Below are 22653 nucleotides of genomic sequence, written 5' to 3'. Positions count from 1 at the left end.
ACTACCTATGATGTATCATAGGATTTTTTTATAAAAACTCGAATTAACAGGTACGTTTTGTCTTGTTTAGTTTTCAAAGATCATCTTCGTTATCGCTCAGAGGCGACTTTCTTAATATAACATTTGAGCACCGTGTGCGTCAAGTGTTTTTCTGAATTTCTTTTTGTCCGCTTTTCTTTCAAAGCAACTCAGTTGCTCATTAGCGACGTTTAATAATATACCATCATAATATTCATACGTCAATATCTTTTTTAACAAAATATCCTCGATGATAGATTTTTTGCCCCTTCGTCTCAATTGGCTCTACTAGCACAATTCCTTTTTCCACAAAGAAATCAATCATCACACTAAGATCAGGTGTGAAATGTTTGAGATCAGGATGTGCAAGAAGCTCGCCAAACAGCCAAATATCCTGCTGTTCCATGACATGACGCAAATGAGCCGCACCAATTTCTGCTTTTGAATGAATCAAGAAATCATTCGCTAGGAATAAAAGTTCTAACCGCTTATGAAGACTTTCGTGGCTTTCAATCAACTCTGAATAAAGTTTATATACTTCCGGCTCCATATGACGTACTTGGTTCCAAACGGTCACTTCTGGGTGGAAGCCTTTATCAATCACTTCAATACGCGCCAGATGATGCAGGGCATGCACAATGGAATTATATGCATCGAGGAATTGATTTGATTCAAAAAATGCTTTTCCTTCTATATATCTGCGAATGAGCTTGCCATATTCTAAACCAATTTTGAGCTTACGGTTAGAAAACGGGAATGTACTCAGTTCATCAATCAAGTTGAAAATATATTCATTTCGATCAAACAGGACTTTTCCGTTTAAAATCCAATCAATAATCCGTCTGTTGGTACCTAAGGTAATCCATTCCTTCAACTGATCATCTGTGACAACATTTAAAGAAGCTGTTTGGTGACCGGATTCATAGTGCTTAATAAATAACGGTTCTTCCGCATCCTTTACGATGACTAGAAGCGCTGCATCAAAGTTATCCGTCTCAGAAGATACTTTATGTCTTCTTTCTACTATAATCACAGCTAATGTATCTGGATGACTTGCTCTCTCTTGATAAATAGGACGGAGAAGATTTTCCATAGTGATTCCTCCAATACTCGGGTGTAAGGTTCTTCTCTAATGCTATGTATTTCTCCTCATAGAATCAAAATTCCTTCAATACATGAAAAAAGATCGTTGAATCATTATAAGCAATTTATTCACAAAACTCTATAACTAATTCAAACAGAAAGGTAAAATGTGCTATATTGGAGATAAGGGGGACTAGGGATGGCGAAATACTCCAGTAAGATTAATAAAATCAGAACATTTGCACTTAGTTTGGTTTTTGTTGGTTTTTTGATCATGTATATCGGTGTGTTCTTCAAGGAATCGGTCTGGCTGTCGACCTTCTTTATGCTACTCGGCGTGTTATCGATTGGATTGAGTACAGCCGTTTACTTTTGGATCGGTATGCTTTCTACGAAGGCAGTCCGGGTCGTATGTCCAGGCTGCGAGAAGGAAACAAAAGTGCTTGGGCGGGTGGACATGTGCATGCATTGCAGAGAGCCACTTACACTCGATCCAGCATTAGAAGGCAAAGAGTTTGATGAATCCTACAATCGAAAAAAGTCATAAAAATAAGCTGACCATTCAACTGGTCAGCTTTTTCATTAATGATTTTCTTTTTTTGCACATTCTTGACAAGTGCCATAGATCTCCAAGCGATGATGACTTACTGTAAAGCCTGTCACATGGGATGCAAGCTGTTCTACTTCATCAAGGCCAGGATAGTGAAAGTCAACGATCTTTCCGCAATTTTCACAAATCGCATGGTAATGGTCAGATGTCGCAAAATCAAATCGGCTTGAGGAATCCCCATACGTTAACTCTTTTACTAATCCAGATTCCCGGAAGACTCGTAAATTGTTGTAAACCGTTGCTACACTCATATTAGGAAATTTTCCTTCAAGTGCCTTATATATATCGTCCGCGGTTGGGTGTGTCATAGAATTTACGAGAAACTCCAAGATGGCATGGCGCTGCGGAGTAATTCGAACACCGGTTTCTTTTAGAGCATCTAAAGCGTCTTTTAGTTCGTGAGCAGCCATTTCATCATGCACCTCTCTTTTCAAAAATATTCTTATATTATAATCTTTATAAATAGTGTACCCCCAGAGCCGAAACTTTGTCAATTACAATCCTCTTTTTTACCTATTCTTCTATACAAAAAAGACCGGCACGACTGCCGATCTCATCACGTCAACATATTAAGCGTGAGCTTTCAGTTCCTCAAGCGCTTCTTCCACATGATCTTTCACCTTTACTTTACGCCACTCTTTCACAAGCTTTCCTTCTTTATTAATAAGAAACGTTGAGCGTTCAATTCCCATGTATTCCTTACCAAAGTTCTTTTTCAGCTTCCATACACCGAAAGCTTCAGACAATTTTTGTTCGTCATCTACAAGAAGCAGGAAAGGTAAGTCATGTTTTTCTTTAAACTTTTGGTGCTTGTCTTGACCGTCTGGGCTTACGCCGATGATCACAGCATCTAATTCCGCAAAGCTTTGATGGCGGTCACGGAAATCACAAGCTTCCGTTGTGCACCCCGGCGTCATATCTTTTGGATAAAAATAAAGGACAATGTGTTTCCCTTTAAAATCAGAGAGCTTTACTTTCTCTCCATTATCACCGAGTAATTCAATATCAGGTACTTGCTGCCCCACTTCGATTGTCATGATACAATCCCTCCAACCTATTTTTTCATTAGCCTATCCAATTTCGAGAAGATATTCAACTAAGGACGCTTGCATCGGCATGTTAAAATGATGATAGACGACGTGATACGTTGAGATAGGAGGCTATTTATGAAATTCACCGAATCAGAAAAATTACATCAAGAGGCGCTGGAGCATATTGTTGGAGGGGTTAACAGCCCATCTCGTTCATATAAAGCAGTGGGCGGCGGGTCACCTGTTGCAATGGAAAAAGGCGAAGGCGCTTATTTTTGGGATGTTGACGGAAACCGTTATATCGACTATTTGGCAGCATATGGTCCAATTATTACGGGACATGCTCATCCTCATATTACAAAAGCCATCACGAAAGCAGCCGAGACGGGTGTCCTTTACGGAACACCAACGAAGCATGAAGTCACTTTTGCTAAGATGCTGAAGGAAGCGATGCCTGCTTTGGATAAAGTTCGTTTTGTCAATTCAGGTACAGAAGCTGTGATGACGACAATCCGTGTCGCTCGCGCTTATACAGGTAGAACAAAGATCATTAAGTTTGCCGGATGTTACCACGGTCATTCTGATCTTGTGCTAGTTGCGGCTGGCTCTGGACCTTCCACTTTAGGAACACCAGATTCAGCGGGCGTGCCTAAAAGTATTGCAAATGAAGTCATTACCGTTCCATTCAACGATATAGACAACTACAAAGAAGCATTAGACCGCTGGGGTGATGAAGTAGCAGCTGTTCTTGTTGAGCCCATTGTCGGAAACTTTGGCATCGTAGAGCCTAAAGACGGTTTCCTGCAGCAGGTGAATGACCTGACTCATGAAAAAGGGGCTCTAGTCATTTATGATGAAGTCATTACAGCTTTCCGCTTTATGTATGGTGGTGCACAGGACTTGCTTCAAGTAAAACCTGACCTCACTGCATTAGGTAAAATTATCGGCGGCGGTCTTCCAATCGGCGCTTACGGCGGCAAAAAAGAAATTATGGAGCAAGTCGCCCCGCTTGGACCAGCCTACCAAGCTGGTACGATGGCAGGAAATCCCGCCTCCATCCTTTCTGGTATTGCATGCTTGGAAGTGTTAAAAGAAGACGGAGTCTACGAACGTCTGGATCAGCTCGGGGCCATGTTAGAAGAGGGAATTTTAGCCCTCGCAAAAAAACATCAAGTAGATATTACAGTGAATCGCTTAAAAGGTGCTCTCACCATTTATTTTACAAAGGAAATGATTGTGAACTACGAGCAGGCTGAAAATACGGATGGTGAAATGTTCGCCCGTTTCTTTAAATTCATGCTCGCACAAGGTATTAACCTCGCTCCTTCTAAATATGAAGCTTGGTTCTTAACCATTGCACATACTGAAAATGATATTTCTGAAACGCTCAAAGCAGTAGATCACGCGTTTGAACAGCTGAAACAATCATAATGAAGAGAAAAACAGACGTAAATTCATGCGTCTGTTTTTTTATTTACCAGCTCTTGATTGTCAAAAGCGAGTGAATCTGTTACATTTTTTCTCAATACCTTCTTTTGATGTTTTCATGAACTTTCAAAAATCACTTGAATATTTCGGAAGACCGCTGTATATTACTTAGTTGTTTCATCAAAATATTTATGATATATGACAAGTGGTCATCTATTATCGAAAAGAAAGGAATGCAGGGACAAAACCAATGAAACTTGGAGCCCGTATTTTAAAAACTGGTATTGCCATTGTACTCGCGCTTTACCTGGCAACATGGCTTGGGTTGCCGACACCCGTCTTCGCGGGAATTGCAGCTGTATTTGCTATCCAGCCATCTATTTATCGATCATTTTTAACGATTGTTGATCAAGTGCAAGCCAATATTATTGGAGCAGCACTTGCCATTACGTTCGGTCTGCTTTTTGGCACAGGACCAGTCATCATCGGCTTAACTGCCGTCATGGTCATTGCGATTAATTTAAAGCTGAAGATTGAACACACGATTCCGATTGCACTCGTAACCGTCATTGCGATTTTAGAAAGTGCAGGGGATCATTTCCTTTCCTTTGCCTTAATTCGAACAGCAACTGTGGTGTTAGGCGTACTTTCTTCATTTTTAGTGAATTTGATTTTCCTGCCGCCAAAGTATGAAACAAAGCTTGTTCATCACATTATGGAAAATACGGAGGAGATTTTAAAATGGATCCGTCTAAGCTCCAGACAGTCAACTGATCATTCCACTTTAAAGGATGACATCGATCAAATAAAAGAACGTATGATCAAATTAGATCACATTTACTTGTTATACAAAGAAGAACGAAGCTATTTAAAGAAAACGACCTATGTCAAATCTAGAAAGCTTGTTTTATTCAGACAGGCAATCATGACGTCTAATCGAGCACTGTACTTGCTGAAAAAGCTTCATAAGTTAGAAAATGAAATTCATTTGATGCCAGAGCATTTCAGAGAGAGCTTAACAGATGAGATTGATTATTTACTTTATTGGCATGAACGTACCTTAATGAAATTTGTTGGAAAAATGAAACCGCAGGACGATGACTTCCAAAATGAATGCTCTCTTCGTCTTGAAGCATTAACGAAATCATTTATTCAGCACCAGCAAAATCAAGAAAACGACTTGCTGGATTACAATATGCTGAATGTGATGTCGAGTATTATTGAATACCGTGATGAATTGGAGCATCTAGATACTTTGATTACAAGCTTCCAAACATATCACCCAAAAGATAGTGAGATTGAGACAGAAGAAAAAGAAGCTTAAATACAAAAGCCCGATTCTAAGAATCGGGCTTACATTTTTGACAAAGGGCTAAAATGATCTTTATTTTAGCCCTTTGTCTTCTTTTCAGCGTAGTTGAAAACCCTTGAAATCAAGGAAGGGCGAGTACTGGAACGGAGCGAATGCCATATTCGTGAGCACCAGCACGCAGGACTGACAAAGAATGCGGGGTTTGTCTACACGCTGTGACCGATTCTTGGAATCGGTCTTATTTTATTTTCTTCATTTTAGGATCAAGGGTGTCTCTTAATCCATCTCCCATCAAGTTAAAGCCAAGAACCGTCAGCATGATCGCAATCCCCGGGAAAAATAAAGTCCATGGCGCTTGTACGAGATAAGGTCTCGCATCTGCAAGCATTTTCCCCCACTCTGGACTTGGCGCTTGTGCACCTAATCCTAAAAATCCTAAAGCCGCCGCTTCGATAATGGCTGTACCAATCGCAAGCGTCGCCTGAACGATCACCGGCACCATACTATTTGGCAGTATGTGACGAAGAACGATGCGGCGGTGTGACATCCCGACTGCCTTTGCTGCTAAGACGTATTCTTCTTGCTTAATGCTCAGCACCTTTGAACGAACGAGCCGGCCAAATGTGGGGACGTTAATAATCGCTATGGCAATAAGGGCATTTTGTAAGGAAGGGCCTAAGATGGAAACGATCGCAATCGCTAATAGAATGCTAGGAAAAGCGAGTAAAATATCAAATAGTCTTGAGATGACAGCATCCAGTAATCTACCGCCGTAACCTGCCATCAATCCAAGCAATGTCCCTAAAATAACCGACCCGAGAACGGAGAAGAAACCCACCCATAATGAAATCCGAGCTCCATGCACGACTCTAGAAAATATGTCTCTCCCGAAATCATCCGTACCAAACCAATGCGCAGCTGAAGGGGCACTAAATCGTTCGCCTAGCGACTGCTCGTTGATTCCATAAGGAGCAATGAGCGGTGCAAAGATTGCTAGGATCAGAAATAAAAAGACAATCACAGTGCCAATGACCGCCAGCTTGTGCTGAAAGAACAGTTTCATCGATTCAAGAATCAGTGATTGAGAGCGTTCTTCCTTTTGTTTAGGTGCTTGAAGCTCTTTTTGCGCTTCCATGTCGTCACTCTCCCTTCTCTAGTATTTAATCCTCGGATCAATGACTGCATACAAGATATCCACAATGAAATTGATCAGCACAAATATGAGCGCAACAACAAGAATGCCAGTTTGAATGACAGGATAATCACGATAGCTAATGGCATCGTAAATATACCGCCCAATTCCCGGCCAAGCAAAGATCGTTTCTGTTAAAATGGCTCCGCCTAGCAAGAGACCTGTTTGAAGACCAATAATCGTTAAAATCGGAATGAGCGCATTTTTCAGCCCATGCTGATAAATGATGAAAAATGAACGTACCCCTTTTGCTTTTGCTGTTCGAATAAAATCTGAATGAAGAACTTCCAGCATACTTGCCCTCGTAATCCTTGCAATAATCGCAGCAGGAATCGTTGCGAGAGCGGTACTTGGTAAAATTAAATGCTTGATGCTGTCAAAAAATTGATCAAATCGTCCTTGCAAAATCGTGTCCAGCGTATGGATATAGGTGATCGACTCTACCGGATTTCTGACGTTTTCTCGTCCTGTAGTCGGCAAAATACCTAATTCAATCGAGAATAGCCACTGTCCCATTAAGCCTAACCAGAAAATCGGCATGGACACCCCAATGAGCGCAATAAACATGGCCACATAATCAAAGAAAGAATGTTTAAACCACGCACTAATGATTCCGGCATTCACACCGACAATAATCGCCAGCAACATAGCGAAGAAAGTCAATTCTAATGTAGCAAATAAGTAAGGCTTCATTTCCTGGGCAATAGCCGCTCCTGTTCGTATGGAAGTCCCTAGATCGCCTTTTAAAAGCCCCAGCATGTAGTGACCATATTGTACGTACCACGGCTGGTCTAAACCAAGCTGAATCGTCAATTGCTCTACTGCTTCTTTCGTTGCCCGCTGTCCTAAGATGACCTGCGCCGGATTTCCAGGGATAAACCGAATAATAGAAAATACAACTAAGGTCATTCCGATCAGTACTGGAATGAGCATTCCTGCTCGCTTCATACAATAAGCAAACAAACAGCTTTCACCGCCTTTTCATTGTTTGGATAAGGGAGATCGAACGATCTCCCTTATTTGCTTATTCGAAATATACGTCAGTCAATGCTTCGGAACCAGTCGGATGCGGCTGGTAGCCTTTTAAATCTTTAGATGCTGCAAGCATTGGAATTGAATGGACTAATGGAATCCAAGGCGCTTCATCATGAATGATTTCTTGAGCTTCTTGATATAATTCATTTCGCTTCTTTTGATCCGTATCGGTCTGCGCTTCAATGAGGATGTCATGCATTTTATCGTTTTGGAAGAATGTATAGTTGTTACCGCCAATACTGTCTTTATCTAATAATGTATAGATGAAATTATCAGGATCGCCATTGTCCCCTGTCCATCCTAATAAGAACACATCTGCTTCGCCTTTACTTGCTTTATCTAAATAAGTCGCCCAATCATATGTGACGATTTCGGCTTTGACACCAACTTTTTCAAAGTTTGACTGAATGACTTCAGCTACCTTCATCCCGTCTGGCATATATGGACGCGGCACAGGCATTGCCCAAAGCTTGATGCGAAAACCGTCAGGGAAGCCTGCCTCTTTCAATAGTTCTTTTGCTTTTTCCGGATCATATGGATATGGCTCAATCTCGTCATTGTAGCCTTCTAATGACGGAGGAAGTGGATTTTTTGCTGGTTCAGCAAGCCCTCCATAAAACGACTCGATGATTGATTCTTTATCAACTGCATAATTGAGTGCCTGACGAACCAACTTGTTATCAAGCGGCTTTCTAGTCACTGTCAACCCGATATAACCTACGTTCATGGATGGTCTTTCAATCAACTGGAGCGCTTTGTCTGTTTTAATGCCATCTAAATCGGACGGATTGACGCCATCCATTAAGTCGATTTCGCCTGTTTTAAGCGCATTTAAACGAGCAGAGTTTTCAGGAATAGAGCGGAAGATGATTTGTTTCAGTTTTGGTTTATCTTTTTGCCAGTAATCTTCGTTCTTTTCTAAGACAATACGGTCGTTCTGCTTCCATTCTTTAAACTTAAATGGTCCTGTGCCCACTGGGTTTTCTCTAAATGAATCACCGCTTTTTTCAACTGCTGCAGGACTAGCGATACCAAATGGTGACATGGCGATGTTTTTCAGAAATGTTGCTTGCGGGCGTTTGAGTTGAAATTCAATTTCATGCTCTCCTTTGACGATGATGTCTTTAATGACATGCCCTTTATCTTTTTTATAGCCGCCAAACATGCCGTAGTAAGGAAATTTTTCGGCATCTCCATTCATCCAGCGGTCAAAGTTGAATTTTACTGCTTCTGCATTAAAGTCTGTACCATCGTGAAATTTCACACCTTCTCTTAAGTAGAACGTGTACGATTTTCCGTCCTTCGCAACATCCCATTCTGTTGCGAGGCCCGGATGGATGGTCGTGTCTTTTTCACCGTAATTCAAAAGCTTTTCAAACATATTTTCTGTGACCTTGAAGGTTTCGCCTTCTGTTGTTGTAATCGGATCAAGTGACGTAGAGTCCCCTCCTCTGCCGAATACGAGAGTGTCTTTTGTGGCTTTTTCTTCTGATGTTGATGAAGATGAACAGCCCCCTAGAAATAACGCAAGTGCCAGCACAAAAATGAAACTACTGAATAACCATGTCTTCTTCATTGTGTTCCTCCTTTTGATATAAATAGCACGCAGCTGCATGGCCTGTTTTCTCCTCATACAAAGGCGGAACAGCTTGCAAGCATTGCGCCCACCTTTTTGGACATCTTTTATAGAAAGGACAGCCATCTTCTGACACCAGGGTGGATTCTTCCGCTGACACATCCTGCGTTTCCAGCACGTGATCCATATGTGGAATGGATGTCAGAAGAAGCGATGTATAAGGATGAAGCGGCTTGTGAAATACGTCCTCCGCAGGACCCATTTCTACAATACGGCCAGCGTACATCACTGCAATTCGGTCGCTCATATACTTGACAACGCCTAGATCGTGAGAAATAAACAAGTACGTCAGAGAAAGCGTCTTTTGCAATTCGAGCATTAAATTCAATATTTGCGCTTGAACCGATACATCTAAAGCGGAAACTGGCTCATCGGCAATCACAAGACTTGGATGAGTAATCAGCGCCCTAGCAATTCCAATACGCTGCCTCTGACCGCCGCTGAATTGGTGCGCATATCGATCTCCATAGGATGGGTCAAACCCAACAATGTGCAGCATCTCTTTTACCCGCTTTTGTCTTTCTGCTTTTGTTCCATGTTTATGAACAATGAGCGGTTCTTCTAAAATGTCTTTTATTTTCATTCGTGGATTTAAGGAAGCGTATGGATCTTGGAAAATCATTTGAATGTCTTTTCTGAAGGAACGCATGTCTCGTTCTTTCAGAAGCGTCACTTCTTGTCCTTTCATTTGGATTGAGCCAGAAGTCGGTTCGATTAATCTCATTAAGCTTTTGCCAAGGGTTGATTTCCCGCAGCCAGATTCGCCCACAATGCCGAGCGTCTCTCCTTCTTTCACATGAAAGGACACTTGATTTAAAGCCAAGGTCGTCTGTTTGTGTTTAGAAAAAAATGCCGATGTGTCATAACGCTTCGTCAGTTGATTCACTTGCAATAGTGGGTGATTCAGTGTCTTCTCCTCCTTCCATTAGAAAACATGCGACGCGGTGATTGTGTGAAATGGATTGTAAAGATGGGTCTTTTTCAAGACATTGCGTCATTTGATATGGACAGCGTGGTGCAAATTGACAGCCGGACCGAATAGCTCCTGGCTTAGGTACATGACCCGGAATATACATGAGTTTTTCTTTTTTCTCTTTAAATGATGGAACAGAGGCGAAAAGACCTTTCGTGTAGGGATGCAGAGGTTTTTGAAAAATACGGTCAACGGTTCCTTCTTCTACGATTCGACCGGCATACATAATCATGACACGCTGGCATATTTGCCGCACGACGCCTAAATCATGAGTAATAAATAAAATAGCGGTGTCCATCTCTTCATTTAACTTTTTGAGCAAACGAAGAATTTGTGCTTGGATGGTGACATCAAGTGCAGTCGTTGGTTCATCTGCAATCATGAGCTTTGGGTGACACAGCATCGCCATCGCAATCATCACACGCTGACGCATGCCGCCCGATAGTTCATGTGGATATTTTTTGAGTAATGACGCTGCTTGTTTCAGGCCTACCGTTTGAAGCAAATCTACTGCCTTCACTTTTGCTTCTTTTTGGCTGATAGTCTGATGTGTAAAAAGGGCTTCTGTCATTTGCTTGCCGATGGTCATGAGTGGATTGAGAGAAGTCATGGGTTCCTGGAAAATCATTGAGATGTCATTCCCTCTGACCTCTCGCCATTGTTTCTCCGACAGTGACAGCAGGTTTTGACCTTCAAATTGTATGTGACCTGTTGTTTCTGTTTGGTGATTCAGCCCCATTAAAGACATCGATGTGATGCTTTTCCCGCAGCCAGATTCGCCCACAATACCTAAGGTTTCTCCTTTTTGAATAGAGAATGAGATGTCATGGACGATCGGTACTCTCTGCTTTTTTTGCTGAAAGGCAATGGACAGCTGTTTGACATCTAGCAATACTTCTTGTTCTTTCACATCTTCACCACCCCGTCATACTTTTTAAAATTGTATTGAGACAAGCTGGGAAATATGTCATGTTTTTGACAAGCATAAAAAAGCCTATCCGCTAGAATCGGATAGGCTTCTACTAATTTAATGTTTGAATGGTAAATAGATGGCGATAGTGGCTGTCTCGGTTCATTAATTCTTCATGTGTTCCTTTTTCCACAATCTCGCCTTGTTCCATGACCACAATGAGGTCCGCATGTGTAATCGTTGATAAACGGTGCGCAACTATAAAAGTTGTGCGATCTTTTGCCAGCTTTTGCATCGCTTCTTGAATGTAATGTTCACTTTCTAAATCAAGTGCAGACGTCGCTTCGTCTAAAATAAGCAGCGGTGGATTTTTAAGAAATACCCTCGCAATTGAAATTCGTTGTTTTTGACCGCCTGATAGCTTTACGCCACGTTCTCCTACTTTCGTGTCATATCCTTCAGGAAGAGACATGATAAAATCATGCGCATTTGCCGCTTTTGCAGCCGACACAATTTTCTCAAAGGATGCTTCCGGGTCTCCCACAGCGATATTTTCTTTAATGGTGTCACTGAATAAGAATGTATCTTGGAGGACCATCCCGACTTGATTACGCAGGCTTCTTGCCTTGTACTCTTTAATATCAATGCCGTCAATTTCGAGTGATCCGCTTGTGACATCATAAAATCTTGGAATTAAGCTGACGAGTGTCGACTTCCCTCCGCCGCTCATTCCTACAAGCGCAACGGTTTGGCCTTTTTCTACTTTCAAGCAGATATTGTGTAAAATCTCTTCCTGTGTATGTTCGTAACGGAACGACACATCTTTAAATTCTACCTCTCCTTTTAAGTGATTGGCTTCTTTTGCATTCGGCTTGTCTGTTACTTCATACGGTTCATCAATAAACTCAAAAATACGATCCATTGATGCTACTGACTGAGTTAAAGTCGTCGATGAGTTAATGAGACGACGAATCGGGTTGTACATCCGGTCAATGTAGCCGACAAAGGCAATCATTGTCCCAATTGAAAGCGACCCGTTAATGACGGTATAGCCAGCAAAAGCAATGATGAGCAGCGGCGCAATGTCTGTGATCGTATTGACGACGGCGAATGTTTTGGCATTCCAATTCGTATGATTGATCGCTTTGTTTAAGAAATTTTTATTTTCATCGTGAAAATTCTCTTGTTCGTATTCTTCAATCGCAAAGCTGCGAATGACAGGCATTCCTTGTACTCGCTCATGCAGGTGCCCTTGTACCTCAGCCAGTGCCTGCGACCGCTCTTTTGTCAGCTTGCGAAGCCGTCCGTAAAAATACTTCACTGCTAACGCATACAGCGGAAAAATAATGACAGACACAATGGTGAGTTTAAGATCCAGTGTACACATAATGGCTATCACAATCAGGACGGTCATCAAATCAAGCCAAAGGTTCATAAGCCCTGTGATGACAAATTCCTTTGTTTGCTCCACATCGTTGATGACCCTTGAAATAATTTCCCCTGTTCTCGTGTTGGCGTAATAACGAAGGCTTAACTTTTGAATGTGCGAGAACAGTTTTTCCCGAATATCAAATAATACTTTACTGCCTGTCCACTGCGCATAGTATTGTCTGTAGTACTCAACAGGCGGTCTCATCACTAAAAATAATACAAGCATGATTCCCATAATAATAAAGAGAGTGGATGTTTTTTCTTCAGCCGATCCAGAGCCTTGAATCACATCATCAATGACATACTTTAAAAGCAGAGGCAATGTTAAGGGAATCGAGAACTTAATCATTCCGATCACCATTGTCAATGCAATCTGTTTTTTATACGGTGTTACAAAAGCCATGTAACGTTTTATGACCCCCATGTAAATCTCCTTCCCAATCTATCAGTGCCTCTTATCCGTACGCAATCAAAAACCTGTTGGCTTTGAAAAGCCAAACAGGTTTTAGCTGCTGTTACTTATTTTGTATAACGCAAAAAACGTTCATACCACATATCCACAAATTCTGGAGCAAACGGTCCCTTCCGCTGGTGAATCCAATGCAGTAATGTATTTAGATGCTCTCGTAAGATACTATCGATTTCTTTTGGATAATTCATCTGCCTCTTATGATCTGCATATTCATCCTCATCCAAAATATTATACGTCATGTCCGGAAAGACTTTGACATCTAAGTCGTAATCAATATACTTAATCGCCTCTTCATCTGTCGCAAAAGGAGAGCTGATGTTGCAGTAATAATACACCCCATCATCTCGAAGCATCCCAATGACATTAAACCATTGTTTTGCATGAAAATAGCAAATAGCCGGTTCTCTTGTCATCCATGTTCGGCCATCGGATTCAGTCACCATTGTTCGATCGTTTGCACCAATGATACACAATTCCGTTGCTTTCAGAATGGTGGTTTCATTCCAAATCCTGTGGATCAAGCCATTATGTTTATAGCTTTGAATTTGGATGGTTTCTCCTTCCTTGGGATAGCCCATATTTTCTCCCCTACTTTCTATAACAAACAAACCTAACAGTCCAAAGACCTAATTTCCCAACTAAACATGTCTCTATTATATTATACCGTTACATCATTAAAAAATGAAATGAAAAAGCCATTCAACCCAATTGAACGGCACACTCTTTTACATCACGGTTGAGCTCTTCTCCATTTGTTTATACGAATTGATGACTTGTTCAGTCTGTTTTGTAAATAGTGTCTGGACTTTTTGCAGTTCCTCTCGTTTCTGTTTGATTTGATCATGAAGCTTATGCCGCTCTTCCTTTTTTTCACCTTGCAGCAATCGTTTTTCTGTCTCTAAGTACAGATCAAGTTCTCCTTGTACATCGAGCAGCTGATCCATAAGCTGCATTTGTTCTCTGACAAGCTGATCGAAATCAGACATCTAACTCCTCCCTTTCATTCGTATCGACTTTTTGTATCTATACCATTTCTTGAAAGAAGGAAGAAGTCCTTTGACTGTTTATGTAGAGGTTTTACAGGTTTTGTCGGATGATGGGGAGAGACAAAAAGAAAAGCACTTCATTCGTAGATGAAGTGCTTCCCTTTGTTTCAGTGATTAGCTGTTTTGTTGTTTGTTTTGCTCAGCTTTTTGGTTGTATTTTTTTACGTGCTGTGCGTCAGTCTCGCTAGCAAATTCAGTGCCATATTGACCGCCTTGTGCAGCAGCTTGGTTTTGTTTTTTCACTTGTTGTGCGTTTGTTTTGTTTTGTTGTTTATCCATCATTATCACCTCCACGCACATTAATTTGTGCAGAAGGTGTACATCTTATTCATCATTTTTTTAAACAAGCAAAGAACGTCCGCCATCGACGATAATCGTCTGTCCTCTAATCATATCTGCTTTGCCTGATACAAGGAATTCTACACTGTCGACCATGTCTTTAATTTCCACCATACGGCCTGCTGGTGTATTTTTCTTAGCGTCTTCTAATAGCTCTTCACGATTTGGGAAGTGCTTGAGTGCATCTGTATCAATGGCGCCGCCTGATACGGCATTTACGACGATATTTTTTTGTGACAGCTCAACGGATAGGTAGCGTGTCAAAGCTTCTAGTGCTGCTTTAGATACACCGACCACCGTGTAGTTTTCAAGGTAGCGAATAGAGCCTAGTGAGCTAATGCTGACGATATGTCCGCCGCCGTTTTTCTCCATTAATTTGGCTGCTTCTTGTCCGCAGAATAACAAGGCCTTCGCATTGATATTCATGGTCCAGTCCCAATGATTTTCTTCAAGATCCATGATTGGGCGCTGAACGCCAGATGCCGCATTGTTCACAAATACGTCTAAACGGCCAAACGTTTCGTCAATTTGCTGGAACATGTCTTTGATTTTCTCTGGCTGACCAACGTTGGCTTTGACAACTAATGTTTTAACACCCATCGCTTCAATTTCTTCAGCTGTTTCAAGTGCTGCTTTTTTGCTTCTTGCATAGTTAATGACAATGTCATATCCTTTTTCAGCCAGGCGAAGGGCTACTTCTTTCCCGACACCTCTACTGCTGCCTGTAATTAGTGCACATTTACGCTTGTTCATTATGGTTCATCTCCTGATTTGAATAGTTTTCGTCCATTCGCTTCACACTAATAGGAAAGTTCCTATTAGGAGGTTACATTCATGTATGTCGGACGCGATTTAAGCCAGCTTGGCATGATGTCAAAGGATCAATGGAAAGATACTGAGCTTGCATTTTTTCATCATGCTTTCCAACAAATTTTACCTTATTTAAACGAAGAAGGGCAATCTAAGTATCGAGAAATCATTTCTGAAATTGAAAACCGCGGGGGTCTGCACCGAAATGAAGCCGATTATACCCATGGTACAACGGTTAAATATGACTAGGCTGTTCAAGTGCCATCTTCCATATTTTTTGATGTGAGACTGGCAAAGCATATGCCTCAAATTCTTCTGTTGTGACTTTTTTCAGCATCGTGTCATCAGATACAGAGGTCACACGTCCAAAGAAAACAGAAATATTCCAGATGAGGTGGGTAAATACATGTTGAATGGTGCCTTCTAAATCACCAAGTTCTGCTTGTACACCCGCTTCCTCTTTTAAGAAATCAATCAGCTGCTCTTTTTCCGTTTTTCTTCCCTTCATTGTTTCCATGTTTGGGAACTCCCATAAATTCGCAAGCAGACCTGTACTTGGACGCTTATGAATATAGAGGTGGCCTGCATCATCAAATAACACCACCGCTGCCATTGATTTCGCAGTCGGCTTTTTCTTTTTACTTTTCACCGGCAGCTCATGCTGAACGCCTTCCTCCAGTGCTGAGCAATGCATGTTTACAGGACAAATGAGGCATGCAGGAGAGGTTGGGGTGCAAATAAGTGCACCTAGCTCCATTAGCCCTTGATTGAATTCTGACGGCTTTTCCCGGGAAATGAGCTGATCAACCGCAAATTCGAAAATGTTTCTCGTTTTTGGTTTTGCAATATCATCCCATATGGACAAGATACGGGAAATGACCCTCATCACGTTGCCGTCTACCGCAGGGTATGGCTTGTTATAAGCGATACTCAGCACTGCGCCGCTCGTATACGGACCTACACCTTTCAGCTTTGAAAATTGTTCTTTCGTATCAGGGACAACGCCCTCGTAGGATTCATATACTTCTTTCACAGCAGCCTGTAAATTACGCACTCTTGAGTAGTAGCCCAGACCTTCCCATGCTTTCATGACCTTTTCTTCATCAGCTAAAGCAAGATCTTTCACCGTCGGGAATTGCTCCATAAACCGGTTGAAGTACGGAATGACCGTATCCACTCTCGTTTGCTGGAGCATCACTTCTGATACCCAGACGCGGTATGGATCTTGATTTTCACGCCATGGAAGTGTTCGTTGTTCTTTTTCATACCAATCGATTAAATCATGCTGAAAACCCGCAATATCTTTGCGGTCCAGCTTTTCTTGAATGTCTTTCATCTCTATACTCCTTCTTATCGAACCGAGAGCTAACGTTCTGAAAAGAACCTTATTTGTTGTATACTGTTTGTAGATACGTTAACATGTTACATTAAATCGGGATAAAGCAAAAGTGATTTTGCACATAGTCTTGATGAGAAACGTATACTTTGTATGATTGTTCCTAAGCATGACAACTAGGAGGTAATCAATTGGACACTGGTACTCATGTAGTAATGGGCATTTCTCTTGGGGGACTTGCGCTTTTAGATCCAGCCGTCAGCGCAGATCCACACATGGCACACGCCGTGATGATCGCGACCATCGCCGGCTCCCAAGCACCAGACATTGATACTGTGCTAAAACTAAAAAATAATGCAGTTTATATAAGAAATCACCGGGGATTTACTCATTCCATTCCGGCTGTACTGTTTTGGTCATTGCTAATTCCTGCTGTGATTTTCCCATTTGTGCCGGGGGCGAATTTACTTCACCTTTGGTTATGGACACTATTAGCCGTCGTGCTTCATGTGTTTGTCGATATATTCAATGCATACGGCACACAGGCCATTCGTCCATTTTCAAAGAAATGGGTAGCGCTTGGGATCATTAACACGTTTGATCCGTTTATCTTTTTTACCCATCTTGTCGCCATTGTCGTTTGGGCGATTGGCGGGCATCCCGGCTATACGTTTATTACGCTGTATGCCGTGATTTTCTGTTATTATATCGTCAGGGTCATCATGCAGCTTCAGATTAAACGTCAGCTGCGTGCACGATTCGATGAAATTGAAGACATTATTATTTCGCCTACAATGAAGTTCAGACAATGGCGCATTGCCGTGAAATGTAAATCCTCTTTCCATGTTGGACGCAGTATGAATGGTGAGATCATCATTTTAGACACCTTTAACCGTGTGCCGGTCCCTGATACAGAGATTATGAAAATTGCCAAGCAAGACGAAAACATTTCAGCCTTTCTCTCCTTCTCCCCTGTCTACCGGTGGGAAGTGGATAAATACAAGGACCATTATGAGGTACGGTTCATTGATTTGCGCTACCGCAGCAAAGGTCACTATCCTTTCGTCGCGATCTGCCATATCGACATGGACCACCAAATCAAAAATTCCTATACCGGCTGGATTTTCAGTGAAGAAAAACTGCAAAAAAAATTGAGACTCGGCTCTGTGTGAGCGAGTCTTTTTTTGTGCTTACAACTCTTACAACTTCGTCATATATTCCACAATAAACTCCCAAAAGCCAGGTCCTTCTTGGTAAATCAGCCAGTCTACTTTTTCGATGAGTTTGATATAGAGTTCTTGTTCGAGGTCTTCTCTTTCTTGATATGCCGTGTTTTGTAGTTTCTTTTTGATCATGGGTGTGAAGGTTTCAATGAGTTCTTCCATTTCTCCATTCGTCATTTTTTCTTCGTTCACGGACATCTCCCCCTGTTTCTTCTTTTAGTTTGTTGAGTGCTTTTTTGTGGATGTTTGAGATGTTTTGTCTTGATTCGCCCAGCCGGTCGGCTATTTCCTTCATCGTTTGACCTTCGACATAGATTTGGGTTAGAACCATTTTTTGTTTTTCTGTGAGCTGCTGATAGGCCTTGTACAATCTTGGGTCTTGCAGGTGCTCCCCTAAGTCTTGCTGGTTGAAGAGCACCGCTTCATACGTATCTGTTTGAACAGGGTCTTTCACTTCTTGCGTATCAGGATGATCAAGTATGAGCGGAAAACGCTGCTGCTTTTTTTTCACTCGTTTGTCAAAGTCGACTGAAAAAATGCGGATCATTGTGGAAATATACTTGATGATGCGGATTTTTTGATAAAACTGCTTGAACTCGGAATCTAGTTTTTTCGCATTTTCTTCGTTTGGCTCTTCCATGACTTGCCTGAGAAGCTGTTGGTTTTTAGGATTGCTTAAAAATTGCTGAATGAGCGGGTGGTCAACGATTTCCTTCCATTTTGCTTTCAATAACAGCCGATAATCCATGTGCATCCTCCCCTTTGTTCTCTCTACTTGCATTAAGTGGACAAAAGTTAAAAAAAGTAAACTTTATGAAACGGGTCTAATGGTTCATTTTCTCCCCTTTTGATTTCCTATTTCTTCTTTCATACCACTTATAGAGAAGACGAGCATCCGCTGGGAGGTGAGACAAATGGAGACCTTTTTTTCGGAGGAATGGCTGAAGCAGCTTGGTCAGGCTGGTTTCCCTGCCATTTTAACGGTTTATTTGCTGACACGTTTTGAACGAAAGTTTGATGAATTAAGCAAACTCATCCAACGGTTGGTCGCTGCTCAAAAAAATGATGAATCAGATTGACATCTTCTTGATTCGTTTCACCTTATGAAAACGAGGGCGAAATGAAAGGCCTTTTGTCACCTCACACAATACGATGTTGAAAGGGGATTTTATCATGAGTGAAAAGCAAAATGGGGTACCGCAGCCGATTCGAGGAGAAAAAGGAGCAACGGTCAAAATTCCACGTAATCTCGAGCGAGACAGACAAAACCCAGATATGCTCACGCCACCAGAAACCGATCATGGAACGGTTCCCAACATGAAATATTCTTTTTCTGATACGCACAACCGTTTAGAAAAAGGCGGCTATGCCCGCGAGGTAACGGTGCGTGAACTGCCAATCTCTAAAAGTCTTGCCTCTGTGAACATGCGGCTAAAGCCTGGTGCGATTCGCGAGCTTCACTGGCATAAGGAAGCGGAATGGGCGTACATGATTTATGGGGAAGCCCGAATTACATCGGTTGATGCAGAGGGGCGCAATTTTACAGAGGATGTGACTGAGGGAGATTTGTGGTACTTCCCTTCTGGCTTGCCGCACTCTATTCAAGCACTTGAACCAGGAGCTGAATTCTTACTTGTGTTTGATGATGGTTCCTTCTCTGAAAATAGTACGTTCCAAGTGACTGATTGGCTTGCGCATACGCCAGAGGAAGTTGTGCTCCAAAACTTTGGAATGACAAAGGAGCAATTTGAGAAGCTACCAGAGAAAGAGAAGTATATTTTCCAAAAAGGAATTCCTGGTTCTCTTGAGTGTGACAAGGTGAAAACAGAACAAGGAGAAGTCCCGAATTCCTTTAAATATGAGCTGTTAAAACAAGAGCCGATTACGTCAAGCGGCGGACAAGTGTGGATTGCGGACTCTACCAATTTCAAAGCGTCTAAAACGATTGCATCCGCTCTTGTGAAAGTTGATCCAGGTGCCATTCGCGAGCTGCACTGGCATCCAAATACGGATGAATGGCAATATTTTATTTCTGGAAAAGCTCGAATGACGGTATTTGCTTCTGATGGACATGCAAGAACCTTTAACTATCAGGCGGGAGATGTTGGCTATGTGCCATTTGCGATGGGGCATTATGTAGAAAATACAGGCGACGAACCGCTCTATTTCTTAGAAATCTTTAAGAGCGATCATTATGCAGACATTTCACTCAATCAGTGGCTTGCGGTTACACCGAAACAGCTTGTTTTGGATCATTTAGATCAAGGTGAAGAATTCTTGAAATTGCTTGATACTGAAAAACATCCTGTCATTGCTGCACCCAAAAAAGAGGATTAATTCCACCTTCCTGCAAAAAGGCTGTCCTTTTTGCAGGTATCTTCATGTAAAGGAGTGTTGTTTACCCATGCAACAATCTGTTCACGCTTTATGGCAAGGGCTGAAATGGCTCATGGCGCTATCAGCTGTCTGTTACATATTTTTGTTGTTTTGTGTGCTGTTCTTTCATTTGACCGGTGCTTTTTATCAATCGATTTTATCGTTGATTCTGTTTATGGGCATCTATGTTGTACTTGGGATCTCTTTTGAACATCTGGAACACGTGCTCATGCGGTTTGTTCGTAAGTGTCGGTCCAAAAAACGATCCATCATTTTCTATGCCGTTTTATTTCACCTTTTGTTTATTTGGGGTGCTGTCTACTTATCAGATGAATTGGTTGACGGCATTTTGCTGACTACTTCTGAAGAAATTCTCTTTGCACTAAGTCTTTGGTTTTTTCATTTTTTGTTTGATTATGCGACGTTTTCGTTTGATAAGGAAGCCTCTTGACGCTCTATCGTCTTTCTGTAGAGAGTACTTTTTTAATCTGCTCCATATGATGGAGATCATGTTTAATCAAGCCTTCAAAATAACTTAATAACGTCAGCTCGGTTTGACCGATCAGAAAGGGTGTAGTCCAGCGAGGTGCTTCGATTTTCTTCATTTCTTGAAGCAATTTTGTTCTAACAGCAATAAATCGCCCGATCGTCTCGCTTCTCTCTTCCTTTCTTGCTCTTTCGGCTGACTGCCGGTTCATTTCATGCACATCAGGTGCCTGAGGTAACGCTTTATTGTTCCAAAATTTTTTTAGGCGATCTTGTAAAATAAATTCATCCCACGGAACGAAATGAGCGATGATCTCAGCAATACTCCATTTTCCCTCAGCGATGGCGCTACGCCATTCTTCTTCTGTTACTTTCGTTAGTGACTGTACCCATTCAAAGGTGTGTTCATAGTGTTTTATCACGGTGTCTTTGTTCATGTTTTGTTATCCCCTTCATGTTTTTAAAAGAAGTTGATCAGAAATTGGTTAGTTTCATTCTTGCGAAATCATTTATAACATATTATCATATACTTTAATTACCAAATGAAGAGGGGGAATTGTGATACGCTGTCCTATATGAAAAAGCTTATTTTTTTGCACTAAAATAAACCGACCGGTCTGTTTATAAAATAGGAGGGAAAATAATGAAATCTCAAAATGTGATCATTATCGGCAGTGGTGTAGCAGGATTGGCTACTTCTTTATTCTTAAAAAAGGCTGGAATGGAAAGTACGATTTATGAAAGCAGGTCAGATGAAGAATTAGAAACAGGAGCAGGTTTTTTACTATCTCCGAATGGGGTAAAGATTTTGGATGGAATCGGGTGTAAAAATGAAGTGATAGCAAATGCAACCGTGATAAAGAAGATCCAGCAAATAAACAGTGAAAATGAAGTAGAAGCGATCTTTCACAATTATAGCGAAAAATATTATGATGCCCCTTTACTGAACGTCATGAGAGACCAAATCATCAAATCACTTTTAAAAGAAGTTCACCGTCAAGGAATAGAAGTGAAATACAACAAAAAGTTAATCTCAATCACACAGCAGCCTTATTCCGTTCAGGTTCTTTTTGATGATGAAACTGTGATAACAGGTGATATTGTAATAGGAGCAGATGGAACTTTTTCGAAAACAAGAGAGGCTATTGCGTTTAATGCTAAATTAGACTATAGCGGTTTTTGGGGACTACAAGGAGTATCGTTTGTGAAGGATTTTGTATTGGATGAGGCAACAAGTTATTTTTACAATGACGGAAACTTTCAATTCATTTTTGGGAAAGCGCATCCAACAAATAAAATGAATATTTTATGGCAAGCTTTCTCTCAGTGTCCTGAGAAGTTACCTACAAAACATTTTGAGAAAGCCAATAAAGAAACCATCCGACAGTTATTATATAAACAAATGGAACATTGGAACATTCCTAAACACCTTTCTGACATCATCGATCATACTAACATGTTCTTTCCAAGAAGTATCTATGAAATAAAGGATTTTCCTGTGTGGTCAAAAGGACGTGTTGTTCTTGTAGGTGATGCGGTACATACGGCGAACCCTTTTGTTGGTCAAGGAGCATCGTATAGTCTAGAAGATGCCATGCTCATAGCAAAAATGCTAAGGGATCATGATTATCGAGATGCGTTCTATTATTATGAAAAAGATCGAAGAAAGAGGACAGAAGAATTGAATGCGCTATTTCAGCACATGAGTATTCAAAACGATATTGATAAAAAAATGAACGAATACACGATTGAATGGGATGAAGAAACTTACGTATGAGATGAAAGATAAAAAAACACCACTTATGCTGGGGACTGACCCCCGTTTTTGAGACAGGAATCAAAACACCTTTATACAGCCAATTGCCGATAGTTTATCGGTGATTGGTTGTTTAGTTTCGTTTGAATA

General features: G+C 41.3%; 25 protein-coding genes and 1 pseudogene. 9 read left to right on the top strand and 17 right to left on the bottom strand.

Features of this window, described 5'->3' with window-relative positions; all coding sequences use genetic code 11:
• Positions 1 to 232: 232 nt before the first annotated feature.
• Positions 233 to 1111: a nucleotidyltransferase-like protein gene (locus ACTJKA_RS19335; protein WP_079919190.1), complete on the bottom strand. Its 879-nt coding sequence runs from the start codon at positions 1109 to 1111 to the stop codon at positions 233 to 235.
• A 189-nt stretch (positions 1112 to 1300) separates the two neighbouring features.
• On the opposite strand from ACTJKA_RS19335, the gene ACTJKA_RS19330 reads away from it, so the two are divergent.
• Positions 1301 to 1648 (top strand): YgzB family protein, encoded by a 348-nt coding sequence (locus ACTJKA_RS19330; RefSeq protein ID WP_007496750.1) that lies wholly within the window; start codon positions 1301 to 1303, stop codon positions 1646 to 1648.
• A gap of 35 nt (positions 1649 to 1683) precedes the next feature.
• Here the strand turns inward: ACTJKA_RS19330 and perR are convergent, their stop codons facing one another.
• Both perR and bcp read right to left on the bottom strand, forming a co-directional pair.
• Complete coding sequence (gene perR, locus ACTJKA_RS19325) at positions 1684 to 2121, bottom strand: peroxide-responsive transcriptional repressor PerR (protein WP_003217782.1); 438 nt, start codon at positions 2119 to 2121, stop codon at positions 1684 to 1686.
• Positions 2122 to 2280: 159 nt separating this feature from the next.
• The gene (gene bcp / locus ACTJKA_RS19320; protein WP_007496746.1) at positions 2281 to 2748 is read right to left on the bottom strand and encodes a thioredoxin-dependent thiol peroxidase; all 468 of its coding nucleotides are present in this window, start codon (positions 2746 to 2748) and stop codon (positions 2281 to 2283) included.
• A 129-nt stretch (positions 2749 to 2877) separates the two neighbouring features.
• Between bcp and ACTJKA_RS19315 the strand changes: the two genes are divergently transcribed.
• Positions 2878 to 4173, top strand: a complete 1296-nt coding sequence (locus ACTJKA_RS19315) for a glutamate-1-semialdehyde 2,1-aminomutase (protein WP_282900542.1) — start codon at positions 2878 to 2880, stop codon at positions 4171 to 4173.
• 247 nt (positions 4174 to 4420) lie between these two features.
• Complete coding sequence (locus ACTJKA_RS19310) at positions 4421 to 5494, top strand: FUSC family protein (protein ID WP_025206980.1); 1074 nt, start codon at positions 4421 to 4423, stop codon at positions 5492 to 5494.
• A 226-nt stretch (positions 5495 to 5720) separates the two neighbouring features.
• Here the strand turns inward: ACTJKA_RS19310 and ACTJKA_RS19305 are convergent, their stop codons facing one another.
• The 10 genes and pseudogenes from ACTJKA_RS19305 to fabL form a co-directional block, all read right to left on the bottom strand.
• Positions 5721 to 6617 (bottom strand): ABC transporter permease, encoded by an 897-nt coding sequence (locus tag ACTJKA_RS19305; protein ID WP_007496739.1) that lies wholly within the window; start codon positions 6615 to 6617, stop codon positions 5721 to 5723.
• 18 nt (positions 6618 to 6635) lie between these two features.
• A complete protein-coding gene (locus tag ACTJKA_RS19300) occupies positions 6636 to 7637 on the bottom strand; it encodes an ABC transporter permease (RefSeq protein WP_017358852.1) in 1002 nt (333 codons plus the stop codon).
• Positions 7638 to 7698: 61 nt separating this feature from the next.
• Complete coding sequence (locus ACTJKA_RS19295) at positions 7699 to 9285, bottom strand: ABC transporter substrate-binding protein (protein WP_017358851.1); 1587 nt, start codon at positions 9283 to 9285, stop codon at positions 7699 to 7701.
• Positions 9260 to 10237: an ABC transporter ATP-binding protein gene (locus ACTJKA_RS19290; protein WP_336750359.1), complete on the bottom strand. Its 978-nt coding sequence runs from the start codon at positions 10235 to 10237 to the stop codon at positions 9260 to 9262. The genes ACTJKA_RS19295 and ACTJKA_RS19290 overlap by 26 nt, the downstream gene beginning before the upstream one ends.
• Positions 10206 to 11228 carry an ABC transporter ATP-binding protein gene (locus ACTJKA_RS19285; protein WP_345912170.1) on the bottom strand — a complete coding sequence of 341 codons (1023 nt, stop codon included), beginning with the start codon at positions 11226 to 11228 and terminating at the stop codon, positions 10206 to 10208. The genes ACTJKA_RS19290 and ACTJKA_RS19285 overlap by 32 nt, the downstream gene beginning before the upstream one ends.
• Before the next feature lie 112 nt (positions 11229 to 11340).
• Positions 11341 to 13083 carry an ABC transporter ATP-binding protein gene (locus ACTJKA_RS19280; RefSeq protein ID WP_268358879.1) on the bottom strand — a complete coding sequence of 581 codons (1743 nt, stop codon included), beginning with the start codon at positions 13081 to 13083 and terminating at the stop codon, positions 11341 to 11343.
• A 95-nt stretch (positions 13084 to 13178) separates the two neighbouring features.
• Complete coding sequence (gene ntdP / locus ACTJKA_RS19275; RefSeq protein WP_008341956.1) at positions 13179 to 13709, bottom strand: nucleoside tri-diphosphate phosphatase; 531 nt, start codon at positions 13707 to 13709, stop codon at positions 13179 to 13181.
• A gap of 147 nt (positions 13710 to 13856) precedes the next feature.
• Positions 13857 to 14117, bottom strand: coding sequence for a YgaB family protein (locus ACTJKA_RS19270; RefSeq protein WP_017366881.1), 261 nt, complete (start codon positions 14115 to 14117; stop codon positions 13857 to 13859).
• Positions 14118 to 14291: 174 nt separating this feature from the next.
• A pseudogene (locus tag ACTJKA_RS19265) lies at positions 14292 to 14441 on the bottom strand (gamma-type small acid-soluble spore protein); the annotation flags it as partial.
• 75 nt (positions 14442 to 14516) lie between these two features.
• Complete coding sequence (gene fabL / locus ACTJKA_RS19260; protein WP_007496726.1) at positions 14517 to 15269, bottom strand: enoyl-[acyl-carrier-protein] reductase FabL; 753 nt, start codon at positions 15267 to 15269, stop codon at positions 14517 to 14519.
• A gap of 81 nt (positions 15270 to 15350) precedes the next feature.
• On the opposite strand from fabL, the gene ACTJKA_RS19255 reads away from it, so the two are divergent.
• Positions 15351 to 15575, top strand: a complete 225-nt coding sequence (locus ACTJKA_RS19255) for a hypothetical protein (protein ID WP_008341962.1) — start codon at positions 15351 to 15353, stop codon at positions 15573 to 15575.
• On the opposite strand, the gene mutY is transcribed toward ACTJKA_RS19255, so the two are convergent.
• Positions 15562 to 16662, bottom strand: a complete 1101-nt coding sequence (gene mutY, locus ACTJKA_RS19250) for an A/G-specific adenine glycosylase (RefSeq protein WP_017366880.1) — start codon at positions 16660 to 16662, stop codon at positions 15562 to 15564. The genes ACTJKA_RS19255 and mutY overlap by 14 nt on opposite strands.
• Positions 16663 to 16853: 191 nt before the next feature.
• Between mutY and ACTJKA_RS19245 the strand changes: the two genes are divergently transcribed.
• Positions 16854 to 17834 (top strand): metal-dependent hydrolase, encoded by a 981-nt coding sequence (locus ACTJKA_RS19245; protein ID WP_008341965.1) that lies wholly within the window; start codon positions 16854 to 16856, stop codon positions 17832 to 17834.
• Between the two features lie 27 nt (positions 17835 to 17861).
• Here the strand turns inward: ACTJKA_RS19245 and rsoA are convergent, their stop codons facing one another.
• Together rsoA and ACTJKA_RS19235 are read right to left on the bottom strand one after the other, a co-directional pair.
• Positions 17862 to 18083 (bottom strand): sigma-O factor regulator RsoA, encoded by a 222-nt coding sequence (gene rsoA / locus ACTJKA_RS19240; RefSeq protein WP_034620885.1) that lies wholly within the window; start codon positions 18081 to 18083, stop codon positions 17862 to 17864.
• Positions 18031 to 18633 (bottom strand): sigma-70 family RNA polymerase sigma factor, encoded by a 603-nt coding sequence (locus tag ACTJKA_RS19235; protein ID WP_217816685.1) that lies wholly within the window; start codon positions 18631 to 18633, stop codon positions 18031 to 18033. The genes rsoA and ACTJKA_RS19235 overlap by 53 nt, the downstream gene beginning before the upstream one ends.
• A gap of 166 nt (positions 18634 to 18799) precedes the next feature.
• Between ACTJKA_RS19235 and ACTJKA_RS19230 the strand changes: the two genes are divergently transcribed.
• From ACTJKA_RS19230 to ACTJKA_RS19220, 3 genes are all read left to right on the top strand, one after another.
• Positions 18800 to 18964, top strand: coding sequence for a YvrJ family protein (locus tag ACTJKA_RS19230; RefSeq protein WP_073204399.1), 165 nt, complete (start codon positions 18800 to 18802; stop codon positions 18962 to 18964).
• 94 nt (positions 18965 to 19058) lie between these two features.
• Positions 19059 to 20222, top strand: a complete 1164-nt coding sequence (locus tag ACTJKA_RS19225; RefSeq protein WP_008341972.1) for an oxalate decarboxylase family bicupin — start codon at positions 19059 to 19061, stop codon at positions 20220 to 20222.
• Between the two features lie 67 nt (positions 20223 to 20289).
• Entirely contained in the window at positions 20290 to 20712 is a 423-nt protein-coding gene (locus ACTJKA_RS19220) for a regulatory YrvL family protein (RefSeq protein WP_435028661.1), read from the top strand.
• Positions 20713 to 20716: 4 nt separating this feature from the next.
• Here the strand turns inward: ACTJKA_RS19220 and ACTJKA_RS19215 are convergent, their stop codons facing one another.
• Positions 20717 to 21184, bottom strand: coding sequence for a DinB family protein (locus ACTJKA_RS19215; RefSeq protein ID WP_440607906.1), 468 nt, complete (start codon positions 21182 to 21184; stop codon positions 20717 to 20719).
• A gap of 206 nt (positions 21185 to 21390) precedes the next feature.
• On the opposite strand from ACTJKA_RS19215, the gene ACTJKA_RS19210 reads away from it, so the two are divergent.
• Positions 21391 to 22524: an FAD-dependent oxidoreductase gene (locus ACTJKA_RS19210; RefSeq protein WP_212047361.1), complete on the top strand. Its 1134-nt coding sequence runs from the start codon at positions 21391 to 21393 to the stop codon at positions 22522 to 22524.
• Positions 22525 to 22653 lie beyond the last annotated feature (129 nt).

This window comes from Bacillus sp. 22190 (assembly GCF_052045575.1).
GTDB classification, from domain to species: Bacteria; Bacillota; Bacilli; order Bacillales; family Bacillaceae; genus Bacillus; species Bacillus altitudinis.
This window is presented reverse-complemented; position numbering and strand designations above follow the sequence as displayed.

Excerpts from the sequence above, each read along its gene's own strand:
- ACTJKA_RS19335 (WP_079919190.1), bottom strand. The coding sequence starts at position 1,111 with ATGGAAAATCTTCTCCGTCCTATTTATCAAGAGAGAGCAAGTCATCCA.
- ACTJKA_RS19330 (WP_007496750.1), top strand. The coding sequence starts at position 1,301 with ATGGCGAAATACTCCAGTAAGATTAATAAAATCAGAACATTTGCACTT.
- perR (WP_003217782.1), bottom strand. The coding sequence starts at position 2,121 with ATGGCTGCTCACGAACTAAAAGACGCTTTAGATGCTCTAAAAGAAACC.
- bcp (WP_007496746.1), bottom strand. The coding sequence starts at position 2,748 with ATGACAATCGAAGTGGGGCAGCAAGTACCTGATATTGAATTACTCGGT.
- ACTJKA_RS19315 (WP_282900542.1), top strand. The coding sequence starts at position 2,878 with ATGAAATTCACCGAATCAGAAAAATTACATCAAGAGGCGCTGGAGCAT.
- ACTJKA_RS19310 (WP_025206980.1), top strand. The coding sequence starts at position 4,421 with ATGAAACTTGGAGCCCGTATTTTAAAAACTGGTATTGCCATTGTACTC.
- ACTJKA_RS19305 (WP_007496739.1), bottom strand. The coding sequence starts at position 6,617 with ATGGAAGCGCAAAAAGAGCTTCAAGCACCTAAACAAAAGGAAGAACGC.
- ACTJKA_RS19295 (WP_017358851.1), bottom strand. The coding sequence starts at position 9,285 with ATGAAGAAGACATGGTTATTCAGTAGTTTCATTTTTGTGCTGGCACTT.
- ACTJKA_RS19280 (WP_268358879.1), bottom strand. The coding sequence starts at position 13,083 with ATGGGGGTCATAAAACGTTACATGGCTTTTGTAACACCGTATAAAAAA.
- ntdP (WP_008341956.1), bottom strand. The coding sequence starts at position 13,709 with ATGGGCTATCCCAAGGAAGGAGAAACCATCCAAATTCAAAGCTATAAA.
- ACTJKA_RS19270 (WP_017366881.1), bottom strand. The coding sequence starts at position 14,117 with ATGTCTGATTTCGATCAGCTTGTCAGAGAACAAATGCAGCTTATGGAT.
- fabL (WP_007496726.1), bottom strand. The coding sequence starts at position 15,269 with ATGAACAAGCGTAAATGTGCACTAATTACAGGCAGCAGTAGAGGTGTC.
- ACTJKA_RS19255 (WP_008341962.1), top strand. The coding sequence starts at position 15,351 with ATGTATGTCGGACGCGATTTAAGCCAGCTTGGCATGATGTCAAAGGAT.
- mutY (WP_017366880.1), bottom strand. The coding sequence starts at position 16,662 with ATGAAAGACATTCAAGAAAAGCTGGACCGCAAAGATATTGCGGGTTTT.
- rsoA (WP_034620885.1), bottom strand. The coding sequence starts at position 18,083 with ATGTCCGTGAACGAAGAAAAAATGACGAATGGAGAAATGGAAGAACTC.
- ACTJKA_RS19235 (WP_217816685.1), bottom strand. The coding sequence starts at position 18,633 with ATGGATTATCGGCTGTTATTGAAAGCAAAATGGAAGGAAATCGTTGAC.
- ACTJKA_RS19230 (WP_073204399.1), top strand. The coding sequence starts at position 18,800 with ATGGAGACCTTTTTTTCGGAGGAATGGCTGAAGCAGCTTGGTCAGGCT.
- ACTJKA_RS19225 (WP_008341972.1), top strand. The coding sequence starts at position 19,059 with ATGAGTGAAAAGCAAAATGGGGTACCGCAGCCGATTCGAGGAGAAAAA.
- ACTJKA_RS19220 (WP_435028661.1), top strand. The coding sequence starts at position 20,290 with ATGCAACAATCTGTTCACGCTTTATGGCAAGGGCTGAAATGGCTCATG.
- ACTJKA_RS19215 (WP_440607906.1), bottom strand. The coding sequence starts at position 21,184 with ATGAACAAAGACACCGTGATAAAACACTATGAACACACCTTTGAATGG.
- ACTJKA_RS19210 (WP_212047361.1), top strand. The coding sequence starts at position 21,391 with ATGAAATCTCAAAATGTGATCATTATCGGCAGTGGTGTAGCAGGATTG.